This window comes from uncultured Dechloromonas sp. (assembly GCF_945957265.1).
In the GTDB taxonomy this organism is placed as follows: domain Bacteria; phylum Pseudomonadota; class Gammaproteobacteria; order Burkholderiales; family Rhodocyclaceae; genus Azonexus.
Map to the genome: position 1 here is coordinate 1 of NZ_CAMFKO010000006.1, position 12,396 is coordinate 12,396.

Annotated in this window: 10 protein-coding genes; 5 read left to right on the plus strand and 5 right to left on the minus strand. The window is 65.1% G+C overall.

Annotated features, from left to right (window positions below; translation table 11 throughout):
- From Q0P59_RS04895 to Q0P59_RS04905, 3 genes are all read left to right on the plus strand, one after another.
- Positions 1 to 480 (plus strand): peroxiredoxin (locus Q0P59_RS04895; protein ID WP_295004166.1); only part of this gene is annotated, 480 nt, incomplete at its 5' end.
- Between the two features lie 141 nt (positions 481 to 621).
- Positions 622 to 1,209 carry a response regulator gene (locus Q0P59_RS04900; RefSeq protein ID WP_295004168.1) on the plus strand — a complete coding sequence of 196 codons (588 nt, stop codon included), beginning with the start codon at positions 622 to 624 and terminating at the stop codon, positions 1,207 to 1,209.
- A gap of 186 nt (positions 1,210 to 1,395) precedes the next feature.
- Positions 1,396 to 2,913: a methyl-accepting chemotaxis protein gene (locus tag Q0P59_RS04905; protein WP_295004170.1), complete on the plus strand. Its 1,518-nt coding sequence runs from the start codon at positions 1,396 to 1,398 to the stop codon at positions 2,911 to 2,913.
- A gap of 58 nt (positions 2,914 to 2,971) precedes the next feature.
- Here the strand turns inward: Q0P59_RS04905 and Q0P59_RS04910 are convergent, their stop codons facing one another.
- The 3 genes from Q0P59_RS04910 to Q0P59_RS04920 form a co-directional block, all read right to left on the minus strand.
- Complete coding sequence (locus Q0P59_RS04910; protein ID WP_295004172.1) at positions 2,972 to 3,469, minus strand: WbuC family cupin fold metalloprotein; 498 nt, start codon at positions 3,467 to 3,469, stop codon at positions 2,972 to 2,974.
- A complete protein-coding gene (gene dnaE, locus Q0P59_RS04915) occupies positions 3,466 to 6,939 on the minus strand; it encodes a DNA polymerase III subunit alpha (protein ID WP_295004174.1) in 3,474 nt (1,157 codons plus the stop codon). The genes Q0P59_RS04910 and dnaE overlap by 4 nt, the downstream gene beginning before the upstream one ends.
- A 111-nt stretch (positions 6,940 to 7,050) precedes the next feature.
- The gene (locus Q0P59_RS04920) at positions 7,051 to 8,010 is read right to left on the minus strand and encodes an SGNH/GDSL hydrolase family protein (RefSeq protein ID WP_295004176.1); all 960 of its coding nucleotides are present in this window, start codon (positions 8,008 to 8,010) and stop codon (positions 7,051 to 7,053) included.
- 251 nt (positions 8,011 to 8,261) lie between these two features.
- On the opposite strand from Q0P59_RS04920, the gene Q0P59_RS04925 reads away from it, so the two are divergent.
- Positions 8,262 to 9,050, plus strand: coding sequence for an enoyl-CoA hydratase (locus Q0P59_RS04925; RefSeq protein WP_295004178.1), 789 nt, complete (start codon positions 8,262 to 8,264; stop codon positions 9,048 to 9,050).
- A gap of 19 nt (positions 9,051 to 9,069) precedes the next feature.
- On the opposite strand, the gene Q0P59_RS04930 is transcribed toward Q0P59_RS04925, so the two are convergent.
- The gene (locus tag Q0P59_RS04930) at positions 9,070 to 9,756 is read right to left on the minus strand and encodes a 2-phosphosulfolactate phosphatase (protein WP_295004180.1); all 687 of its coding nucleotides are present in this window, start codon (positions 9,754 to 9,756) and stop codon (positions 9,070 to 9,072) included.
- A gap of 75 nt (positions 9,757 to 9,831) precedes the next feature.
- Complete coding sequence (locus tag Q0P59_RS04935; protein WP_295004182.1) at positions 9,832 to 11,286, minus strand: phage tail sheath C-terminal domain-containing protein; 1,455 nt, start codon at positions 11,284 to 11,286, stop codon at positions 9,832 to 9,834.
- Between the two features lie 274 nt (positions 11,287 to 11,560).
- On the opposite strand from Q0P59_RS04935, the gene Q0P59_RS04940 reads away from it, so the two are divergent.
- A complete protein-coding gene (locus Q0P59_RS04940; protein WP_295004184.1) occupies positions 11,561 to 12,394 on the plus strand; it encodes a caspase family protein in 834 nt (277 codons plus the stop codon).
- Positions 12,395 to 12,396 lie beyond the last annotated feature (2 nt).

The following is a 12,396-nucleotide window of genomic DNA, read 5'->3' on the forward strand; positions in this document are numbered from 1 at the left end:
TATCCGCTGGACTTCACCTTCGTCTGCCCGTCCGAACTGATCGCCTTCGATCATCGCCTGGAAGAATTCAAGCAACGCGGCGTCGAAGTCATCGGCGTTTCCATCGACTCCCAGTTCACCCACCTGGCGTGGAAGAACACCGCCGTCAAGGAAGGCGGCATCGGCCAGGTCGGCTACCCGCTGGTTGCCGACGTCAAGCACGAAATCTGCCGCGCCTACGACGTCGAACTCGAAGCCGCCGGCGTCGCCCTGCGCGGTTCCTTCCTGATCGACAAAAACGGCACGGTCATGCACCAAGTCGTCAACATGCTGCCGCTGGGCCGCAACATTGACGAGATGCTGCGCATGGTCGACGCCCTGCAGTTCTTCGAAGAACACGGCGAAGTCTGCCCGGCCGGCTGGAACAAGGGCAAACCGGGCATGGTCGCTTCGACCGAAGGCGTTGCCGCCTACCTGGCCAAGAACGCCAAGAAGCTGTAATTCATCCGCTGCGCGCCCCGCTCGAGGCGCCAATGCAAAAAACCTCGGACTTTTTTGCCCGAGGTTTTTTTTCGTTGAAGTTTCCTCCGATATCAGGATAGAATTTGCTGAATTTGCAATTTCATAGAAGACGATCTGATCATGGCGGAATCCGAATACCTCAGTACCCGGCAAGCAGCCCTGCGCTTGGGCGTTTCCCTTGGGACCGTTCAGAACATGGTGGAAAGCGGCGCACTTGAAGCCTGGAAAACCGCTGGCGGCCACCGCCGGATCCCGGTCGCCTCGGTCGAAGCCCTGCTCGCCCGTCGCCGCAACCTGACGCCGAGCGCCCAGGAAAACGGCGGTCAACTCGACATCCTGGTCGCCGAGGATGACCAGACCCTGCAGATGCTCTATCAAATGACCATCGACAGCTGGGGCCTGCCGATCAAGCTGCGCATCGTCGCCAACGGTTTCGACGGCCTGCTGCAGGTCGGCCAGCGCGTGCCGGACATCCTGATCGCCGACCTGATGATGCCGGGCATGGACGGTTTCGAAATGATCCGCCGCCTGCGCGCCAACCCGGACCTCGCCCGCATGGACATCATCGTGGTCAGCGCCATCGACCGCGAGGAAGTCCTCAAGCGCGGACTGCCGGCCGACATCACCATCTTCGGCAAGCCGATCCCCTTCCACGAGATCAAGGGCTTCCTGCTCGGCCGCATCGCCTCCCGCCAGCGCATCGCCTGAGAGCCATCCCTGCCGGCACGATCGCCAAAAGGCCCGGGTCATTCCCGGGCCTTTTCCTTTTGGGGCGCGGCTACACGCTTCAGATTCGTGCAACAGTGTGGCAAGCCCCTTGTCGAAAGCGTATGATCCTGCTGGTTTTGCCCCATCCCGGCAGACGATAAAAACTACACCAGGAGGAGATATTCAATGGGATTTTTCGGACGCAACGCGTCACTCGACAAGGTAGATCGGGATATCGCGGCGATCGCCGAAGGACAGGCCGACCTGTCGCATTCGGTCGGCGCTTCCGGCAGCGATGCGGCGGGACGGATATCCGCCAACATCAACCGCCTCTTCGCCCGTGTCCGTTCGCTGATTTCGCATGCCCGCGAACGCAGCGTGAGCATCGCCGCCGATGCGGCGCGCATGAATCAGCTGGTGCAGCTGACCGACGAGGCCGTGCGGCGCCAGGAAACGCTCGCCGCCAACGTCTTCGAGTCGAGCAACCGCGTGAACCTGGCGGTGGCCGAAGTGGCCATGAATTCCGACGCCATCCAGGCATCGACCCGCAACAATCTCGACCTCGCCCAGCGCTCGCTGGAGCAGATGGAAACCGTTGCCTCGACCATGCGCTCGACCAACGCCCACATCGAGCACTTCTCCTCGACGGTCACCGAGCTGCACACCAGCTCGATGAAGATCAACGAGATCGTCTCGCTGATCAACGATATTTCCGACCAGACCAACCTGCTCGCCCTCAACGCCGCCATCGAAGCCGCCCGCGCCGGCGAGGCGGGGCGAGGTTTCGCGGTGGTCGCCGACGAGGTGCGCAAGCTCGCCGAGAAGGTCAAGACCGCGACCCAGGTCATCGGCCAGAACACGCAGTCGATGATCAACCTGGTGGCCGACACTTCGAACAAGACGCAGACCATCGTCGGCGAGGTGACCAAGGCCAACGGCTACATCGAAACCTCGGCGAGCGACCTGACCACCATGGTCGGCGACTTCAAGCTGACGACCGAGCAACTGTCCACGATCTCGGGCGCGATCTACAACCTGCGCGAAAGCAACCAGGCCATCCACAGCGAGGTGGAGGAGATTCGCGACCATTCGCGCGACATTTCCGGCCGCATGAAACAATGCATCGCGTCGGCCAAGACCCTGCGCGAATCGACCGAAGACCTGCAATGCACGCTGGCCGATTTCCGCACCGGCAACAACATGTTCGACACGCTGCACGACAAATGCGCGCGCTTCCGCGACGACGTGGCCGGCATCCTGCAAAAGCTGGCCGACCGGGGCGTCAACGTCTTCGACCAGGCCTACAAGGAAATCGCCGGCTCGGACCCCAAGCGCTACACCACCGCCTACGACGGCCAGTGCGACGGCGACCTGACCCGGCTGTACGACGACCTGCTGCGCGAAGTGCCCGGCCTGACCTATTCGCTGTCCGTCGACACCAACGGCTACGCCCCGGCGCACAACGGCGTTTTCTCCAACCAGCCGTCGGGCGATCCGGCGGTCGACCTGGTCAAGTGCCGCCACAAGCGCATCTTCAACGATCCGGTCGGCATCAAGCTGGCCAAGAACCAGAAGAGCTCGCTGTTCCAGACCTATGTCCGCGATACCGGCGAAATCCTAAACGACCTGTCGATGCCGATCATGGTCAACGGCCGCCACTGGGGTGGCGTGCGCATCGGCTTCAAGACCGACCTGATCAAGTAATCCGGCTCTGAACCGGCCGCGGCAAGGCGTCTTCGGGCGCCGGGCCGCGAGGCGCCGCTCAGTCGCTCAGCGCGGCGTTGCCGATCCCGCCGCAACCCTCGCGCAAGCCCGCCAGATAGGCGGGCACGCCGGCCTCGCCCTCCTGCGGCGCCCAGGCCGCCCGCTCCTCGGCCGACACCGGCACGTAGGGGCCGGCCTTGGCTTCGAAAAAGACGGTTCCCGGCTCCAGGGCCAGCACCGTGTGGTAGACGCCGTGCGGAATATCGACCCCGAGCCGCTCGCCGCCGGCCTGCAGCACGAAACTGCGCTCCGCCTTGCCGAGGGCGTCGAAGAACACCACGCCCAGGCTGCCGCGCAGGATGAGCAGCGTTTCGTCCTTGGCCGGGCTGAGATGGCGATGCGGCGGCACATAGGAGTCCGATTCCATGGCGATCAGCAGGCGATGCGCCGGATAGTCGTCGCCGGGATGGAAGTTGCGATGCACGCGCCGGCGCGGCGACTGCCGGGCGGCATCGACCAGGCCGGCCATCAGGGTACGGTCGATCAGCGTGATCATTGGTAGACGATCTCCACGTTCTCCGGCTGCAACCAGCCGCCCAGGGCTTCGAGCAGCGCATCGTCGAGGCGGACGCGGGCCGATTCGCCGAGCACCATCTCGCACTCGGCAAGCGCGTTGCGATAGCGGATGCGCACCGCCGCCGGCCCCGGCGCGAAGGGTGAGAGCAGGGATTTCAGTTTGCCGACGTCGGAATTCCCGTTCATCCTGAGCAGGAGGTGCCTGGCAAAACGGGCGCGCGCCTCGCCCAGGGTCATCAGCCGTTCGGCGACGACGGCGTTGCCGCCGGAAAATTCGTCGTAGCGCACCTTGCCTTCGATGACCAGGATCTCGTCGGTGACGATCTTGTCGCGCTCGGCCTCGAACAGCTCGTTGAACACCGAGACCTCGACCATCGCCGTGCCGTCGTCGAGCTGCACGAACAGCATCTTGCCACGCCGGGTCATTTGCGTGCGGATGCCGACGACGATGCCGGCGATGTGAGTGAACTCCTTGGCCGGTTCGAGGCGGCTGAGCGGGCGGCGGATGAAGCGCGACAACTCCTTCTTGCTGGTGTTGTACGGATGGCCGGAGAAGAAGAAGCCGAGGGCCGTCTTCTCCTCCATCAGCCGGGTCTTTTCATCCCACGGGCGGACGTTGACGTATTCCGGCGCATGCTCCTCGGCCACCTCGGCGATGTCGAACAGGCTGGTCTGCATCGCGTTGCGCTCGGCGTGCTCGGCGAAATCCATGGCCACGCCGACGGTGGCCAGCAGTTTGGCGCGATCGGGCCCGGGCGCATCGCCGGCCGTCTGCGGCGCGATCGTGTCGAACGCCCCGGCACGAATCAGCGCCTCGATGGTGCGCCGGTTGACCATGCGCTTGTCGCAGCGCTGGCAGAAGTCGAACAGGTCCTTGAACGGCCCGCCTTCCTGGCGCGCCCTGAGGATGACGTTGACCGCCTGCTCGCCGGTGCCCTTGACCGCGCCCAGGCCGTAGCGGATGGTCTCGCGGTCGACCGGCTCGAAACGGTAGGGCGACGCATTCACATCCGGGCCGAGCATCTTCACCTTGTTGGCGATGGTGTCTTCGTAGAAGATCTTCACCGTATCGGTGTTGTCCATGTCGGACGACAGCGTCGCCGCCATGAAGGCCGCGCAGTGGTAACGCTTGAGCCAGGCGGTGTGGTAGGTGACGACGGCGTAGGCGGCGGTGTGCGACTTGTTGAAGCCGTATTCCGCGAACTTGGTCATCAGGTCGAACAACTGCTCGGCGAGCGCCGGATCGTAGCCGCGCTCGCTGGCGCCGGCGGCGATGGTCTCGCGGTGCTTGGCCATTTCCTCGGGCTTCTTCTTGCCCATCGCCCGGCGCAGCATGTCGGCGCCACCGAGCGTGTAGCCGCCGATGATCTGCGAGATCTGCATGACCTGTTCCTGGTACACGATGACGCCGTAGGTCGGCGACAGGCAGGCGGTCAGGTCGGGGTGGAAATAGTCGATCTTCTGCTGGCCCTTCTTGCGCAGGATGAAGTCGTCCACCATCCCGGAGCCGAGCGGGCCGGGACGGTACAGCGCGAGCACGGCGATGATGTCTTCGAAACGGTCGGGTGCCAGCTTCTTGAGCAGCTTCTTCATGCCTTCCGATTCGACCTGGAAAATCGCCGTCGTATTGGCGTCCTTCAGGATCTGGTAGGCCCCCGGATCGTCGAAGCCGAGCGACATCAGGTCGAGCTTCTCGCCGGTCATGCGGCGGATGTACTCGACGGCCAGCTCAATAATGGTCAGGTTGCGCAGGCCGAGGAAGTCGAACTTGACCAGGCCGGCCTTCTCGACGTCGTCCTTGTCGAACTGCGACACCGGCGAGGCGTCGGCGCCGGTGGCCTGGTAGATCGGGCAGAAATCGGTGATCTTGCCCGGCGCGATGAGCACGCCGCCGGCGTGCATGCCGACGTTGCGGGTCAAGTCCTCGAGGCGGCCGGCCAGGTCGAACAGTTCGCGGATGGTTTCGCCGTCGCCGTCGCCTTCCATCATCTGCTTGAGCTGCGGTTCCTGCTCCAGCGCCTCGGCCAGCGACACCGGCTTGTTCTGGACGATGGGGATGAGCTTGGAAATGCGGTCGCACATCGAGTAGGGCAGCCCGAACACGCGGCCGACGTCGCGGATCACCGCCTTCGACGACATGGTGCCGAAGGTGGCGATCTGGCTGACGGCGTCGGCGCCGTAATGCTCGCGGACGTACTCGATGACGCGCCAGCGGTTGTCCTGGCAGAAGTCGATGTCGAAGTCGGGCATCGACACCCGTTCCGGGTTCAGGAAGCGCTCGAACAGCAGGGCGTAGGCCAGCGGATCGAGGTCGGTGATGCGCAGCGAGTAGGCAACCAGCGAGCCGGCGCCGGAACCCCGGCCGGGGCCGACCGGCACGCCGTTCTGCTTGCCCCAGTTGATGAAGTCGGCAACGATCAGGAAGTAGCCGGGGAAGCCCATCTGCACGATGGTGTTGCATTCGAAGGCCAGCCGCTCGTCGTATTCGGGGCGCCGCTGCTGGCGAACCTCCGGGTCCGGAAACAGCTCGGCGAGGCGGACGTCGAGGCCCTTCTTCGCTTCGTCGACCAGGAACTCGTCGATGGTCATGCCCGGCGGGATCGGGAAATTGGGCAGGAAGTTCTTGCCCAGCGTCATTTCGATATTGCAGCGCTTAGCGACTTCCAGCGTGTTCTCGAGGGCTTCCGGCAGGTCGGCGAAGAGCTCGAGCATCTCGTCCTGCGACTTGAAATACTGCTCTTCGGTGTAGATCTTCGGCCGCCGGGTGTCGCCCAGCACGTAGCCCTCGGCGATGCAGACGCGGGCCTCGTGGGCCTGGAAGTCGTCGCGGTTCATAAACTGGACCGGATGCGTGGCGACCAGCGGAATGCCAGTCTCCCCCGCCAGATCGGCCGTCTGCTGGACGATGGCTTCCTGTTGCGGCTGGCCGTAGCGCTGCACCTCGAGATAGAAGGCGCCGGGAAAGATCGCCTCCCAGGCCCTGGCGCGCTCGCCGGCCGCCTCGAAATTGCCGTTCAGCAGGGCCTCGCCGACGTCGCCGAGATGCGCCCCGGAGAGGGCGATCAGGCCGTCGCAGCCGACTTCGGCAAACCACTCGCGGCGAATCTCGGCCCGGTCGCGCCGGCCTTCGACCAGATAGGCCTTGGTCAGCAGCTCGCACAGCTGCTGGTAGCCCTTGCGGTTACGCACCAGCAGCAGCAGGCGGCTGGCATCCTCGGGCGCGTCCGGATTGGCAATCCACACGTCGGAACCGGCAATCGGCTTCACGCCCTTGCCCCGCGCCCCGGTATAAATCTTGACCAGCCCGAACAGATTGCCGAGATCGGTCAGCGCCAGTGCCGGCATACCGTCGCCGGCAGCGCGCTTGACGGCATCGCCGATGCGGACGATGCCGTCGGTAATGGAGTATTCGGAATGGAGGCGGAGGTGGACGTAGCGCGGGGGATTCATGAGCGCAATTTTACCGCGCCCAGCCCCCCTCACGATGACCGACGACGAGATGAGAGAACAAGGTCCTACCGGGCACCGGAACTGCCCCGGCACCCGCTGGCGCCCAGCCGCTCAGTCCGGGCGGCGACGGGCGGCGAGCAGGGCGCAGCCGGCGAGCAGGATCAGCACCAGGCTGCCCGGCTCGGGCAACTCACGCAGGGCCTGGCGCGCCATCGCGGCATGGGCAGCCGTGGTCGGGTGCAAGCCGTCCCAGAACACGTAACCGCTGGGGTCGTTGATGCACGCGACATCCAGCGCACAGATATCGGTGACATTGGCAAAGCCGTTGGCCTTCGGGTTGGCGACGATGTCGTTCAAACCGGCGTAGGCATCGTACAGATGAACCCCGTCGGTGATCTCGGCATCGAGCAGCGCCAGCGCACTGTCCAGCGCCTGATTCATCAGCGCTGCAAAATAGCTCGCCGCGCTGCTGCCCCCGCGTTGGACCACCAGCGGCGACAAACCGATGTTCGGCACGTTCCAGAGCAGGAACTGCTCGGCGCCGGCGGCGTGCAGCTGGCTGACCATGCTGGCGATATTGCTGGCATAGCCATGGATCATGGCGCTCGGATCGAGTCCCTGCATGACCGCCCCCAGGATATCCCGCGCATCGTTGCCGCCGCCTTCGAGCACATAGAGCGCACTGGCCGATGCCTGGCCCTGGCTGGCGGCCAGGTACATGCCCAATTGATCGAGCATGCCCGGCGGCTGATCAACCGTTGCAAATCCCGAGCGCGCTCCGCCGAAGGCGTAATTGCTGCCGCCCGCCAGCGACGGCGTGGCGCTCAAGCCGAGGCTGCTGGCCAGGTATTGCGTCCAAACAGCCCCATTGGAGTAGGTATTGCTCGCGTAAGGCAGGGCCGCCACGCCGGCACCGCTCACCGGGACCGGCTGTGTCGCCCCCAGCAGTATGGCGTTGTTCCCGCTATCGGCCAGGCTGTCGCCGAATATCACCAGGCTGCTGTACGGCAATGCCGAAGCGCCCGACGACCATAAAACCAGGCCTGCCATCGACACGATGGTCAGCCACATTCTCATTCCCAACTTATTCGACACCGCTGCACCCCTCTGATCTCAAGAAACACCCCCCCGCTACGCAGCGAAAACGCCGGCACCGCAAGGAAGGTGGCGACGCATCGTACATGACAAACGCCACACCCGATAAGCCATTCGCATGAACAACCGCCACCCGGTCGCCAATGGCGGCTCTTGCGCAGGCAGCGGGATGGAGAGTACCGGCATCTGGTAGATTAGCGGTTTCGCATAAAACAAACGGAGACACCATGAGCGACCACGCCCCCCTCGTCCTGCGCACCGACCGCGCCGACGGCCTGACCACGCTGACGCTCAACCGCCCGAACGCCTTCAACTCGCTATCGACGGATTTACTGAGCGCCCTGCAGGCTGAACTCGCCGCCATCGCCGCCAGCGAAACCGTGCGCGTCGTGGTCATCGCCGGTGCCGGCAAGGCTTTCTGCTCCGGTCACGACCTCAAGGAAATGCGCGCCAATCACAGCAAGGAATACATGCAGGCGCTGTTCAAGCAGTGCGGGGAATTGATGCTCGGCATCACCCGCATGCCGCAACCGGTCATTGCCCGCGTCCACGGCATCGCCACCGCCGCGGGTTGCCAGCTGGTGTCGATGTGCGACCTGGCGGTCGCCGCCGATGTCGCCAAATTTGCGGTTTCCGGCATCAATGTCGGCCTTTTCTGCTCGACGCCGGCCGTCGGCCTGGCGCGCAACCTGGGCCGCAAGGCCACCCTGGAAATGCTGCTCACCGGCGACTTCATCGATGCCATGGAGGCCAAGAGCAAGGGACTCATCAACCGCGTCGTGCCGGCCGATGCGCTGGACGCCGAAATCGAGCGCCTGGCCGGCAGCATCCTCGCCAAGAGCGCCGTCGCCATCCGCACCGGCAAGGGCATGTTCTACCAGCAGCTCGAGATGGGCCTGAGCGAGGCCTACGACTACGCCGCCGAGGTCATGGCCTGCAACATGATGAGCGAGGATGCCGGCGAAGGCATCGACGCCTTCATGCAGAAGCGCAAGCCGCAATACACCGGCCGCTAACCACCCACCCGCTGCTGCGTCAGCGGATGACCAGGCCGTCCGCTTCGCACCCGACCGGCATGGCGAAACCGAAGAGGTCCGCGTGCGCGGCCAGTTCGAGGTCGCCGCGCGGCAAATTGGGCCAGGTTCCGGCCGAGAAGCGGCGCCCGAAGTCGGAGTCGCGCACCCGCTGGGCGAAGGGGCCGGCATCCGGCGTTTCGCCGCGCAACAGGGCCTCGATGTAGTCGGCGCAGGCGACGTCCTCGTCGCCGTCGCGATCGACCCACTCGCCGGTAATCACGAAGCAGACCTCGTCGGACCCCGAGGCCAGGATGGCGGCCGCCGTCGCCCGGGCGCACACCAGGCTGGCCGCGTACAGCCGGCGTGCCCGCCGAAAACGCTGGAGGCCGCGCACCCCGGCCGCCGTGGTCATCACCACGCTTTTCCCGCCCAGATCGGCCTGCATCAGCTGCCAGGGCGAATTGCCGAAATCGAAACCGGGAACCGGATCGCCGCCGGCCACCGCGCCGACCGACACCACATCGGGCAGCGCAGCCATCCGGTTCACCGCCGCCGCCACACCCTCGACGGGGTAGACGGCCGCGGCACCATTGGCGAGCGCCACCGCCGCCGTCGTGAACGACCGCAAGACGTCGACCACGACGACCGTGTCGTCGGTACTCGACTGACTCTGCAAGCGGTTCAGGAAAATGCGGGAAAAGTTCATGGCATGCCGGCGATGCGAGGTCGAACCCGTCCAGAATAACGGCTTGCCGCCGCCCCGGCAAAATCCGTTTGGCGCCTATTCAGGCTGCAAGGCCTGCGCAAACCGGAGGACGATGAATTCGGCAGGCCGCAGCACAGCCAGGCCGACCTCGACCAGCAGACGCCCGGCCTGCACATCCTGCGCCGTCATCGTCTGGCCCAGGCCGCATCTGACGAAAAAGGCCTGTTCCGGGCGCGTGCCCATCAGCGCGCCTTCCCGCCACTTCATGAGCAGGTAGTCTTCGATCATCAGGCGCACACGGGTCCAGGTATTGGCATCGTTCGGCTCGAACACGAAGCGGGCGACCGCCTGCCTGAGCGATGCCTCGACCATGATGAAAAACCGGCGCACCGGCACGTAGCGCCATTCGTTGTCGTTGCCGAGCAGCGTGCGTGCGCCCCAGACCTGCCAGCCCTTGCCCGGCAAGCGGCGAATCGGGTTGATCGATTTGCCGGTGCCGGCATCGCTGCCGAGCGCCTCCAGTTCCGAGGCGGTAAATTCGCTCGCCAATCCGGCAATGCCATTCACGACCGTATTCGCCGGCGCCTTCCAGACGCCTCGCTCGCGGTCGGTCCGGGCGTAGATGCCGACCATGGCACCGCTCGGCGGGCATGGGAAGGTCGTCGTCCGGATGCCATCGAGCAGCCCGCGATAGAGCGGGAAAGCCGCCTGCAGATCGTTTTCGGCCTGCTCGATCTCCTCGTCCGAAGCTCCGGCGGCGGTTTCGGCACACAGCGCATCGAGCCGCGCCAGCAGGGACAGGACAGCCGGATCGCCGGTCAGCGAAGACAGCCTGATCGAGCGGCCCGCCCGAAATATCCGCGTACGCAATTGGGCATAGCGCACCGGTCCGCCCGGATGCCGCAGCAACCAGGGCGTGTAGGCCGCGCCATGCTTGAGGTTGTCCACACCGACATTCTCCCGCAAGCCGGCCCCCAGGGGATCGGCCGGGGCCAGGTCGAACACCGCGAAGCGGTTCCCGCGCTGCGCGCACTGCGCCAATGCCGCCTGCTGCAAGCTGCCGCGATGGCGGTCGCCGAGCGTCACCGCATCCGGAAAAAGCAGCAGGTCGGGGCCATCGACGGCGGCAAGCGCCCGCAGCCCTTTCGTCAGCGCCTTGATGCCGGCCTTGCCGCCGCGTGGGAAGCCGCCCACCGAAACGACATGGCAATCGATGCCGCCGTTCGCGTAGAACAGGCGCAGGGCCTCGACCAGGTAGAAGCGCGCGTCGATCTGCGCGGCGACGAAATTGCCGGCCAGGTCGACATCCACCCGGCTCACCGCATAGGGCGCCGCAGCGCCGTAGCAGGCCTCGAATTCGGCCAGCGAGCGAATGCGATGCGGCACGTTGTGCAGGTCGCCCGGCCGGCTCAGGCCGGCCTTCTCCGTATAGCCGACGAAAGCCGGCAGGCCGGTCGCCACTTCGGCCACCGACGGCGGCATGGGGGAAAGCTCCTCGACGAACACTCCCGGCACCCGATATTCAGGCATGGCGACCTCCTTCCCGGCGACAACCGAGTAAAGCACAGCCGCAGGCATTTGTCATTGCAAAAACAGATTTTGTCGTGCGATGGCGACACATTGGCGGCCAGATAAAAGCCGTTTGGCGCCGCAACGAAGAAAATCATTTCGCACCGCATGCGATTGAACTACACTCGGATGACGTATCGATAGCATCTCCAGCAGCACGTTCCGCTTCACGCAGGTTGCTGCACCGCAGTCGGCAACCCTCCGCTCACTCACTGAACCCGGAAGGACATGCACCATGGCAAAAAGAGCGCTCTGCATCGGTATCAACAACTACCCCGGCACCGGCATGGACCTCCAGGGCTGCGTCAATGACGCCGGCGACTGGGCGGCCGAACTCGCCGCCCGCGGCTTCAAGGTCGCCAGCCTGCTCGACGACCAGGCGACCAAGGCGGCCATGCTCAAGGCCATGGGCGACCTGATAGCCAAGGCGGCGAAAGGCGACACGCTGGTCATCAGCTTCTCCGGCCACGGCACCTACCAGCCCGACACCGACGGCGACGAAGCCGACGGCCTCGACGAGGCGCTCTGCCCCTACGACCTGCAGACAAACGGCGAGGCGCTGACCGACGACGAGATCCGCAACCTGTTCCTGACCCGCAAGTCCGGCGTGCGCATCGCGCTGATTTCCGACTCCTGCCACTCCGGCACCGTCACCCGCGCCGCCAGGGCCGAGAAGGACGCCGACAGCCGGCCACGCTTCATGCCCATGGGCAACTGGCTGCCTGACAAGCTGTTGCCGAAGAACCGCAGCGGCAAGGTCGCCGCCACGATGAGCGGCCCGGCCGGCAGCTCGCCGCTGCTTGCCGCCTATTCCAACAAGCTCGGCGACCTGCTGCTCTCGGGCTGCAAGGAAGGCCCCAACAACTTCAGCTACGACGCCCGCATCAAGGGGCGTTTCAACGGCGCCTTCACCTACTACGCGCTGAAGGCGCTGAAGACCATGAAGCCCGGCGCCACCTACGCCGACTGGCACGAGGCCATCGCCAAGTACCTGCCGTCGGCCAGCTACCCGCAATCGCCGCAGATCGTCGGCAGCGCCGGCGCGCGCAAGGGCAAGATTTTCGAATAAGC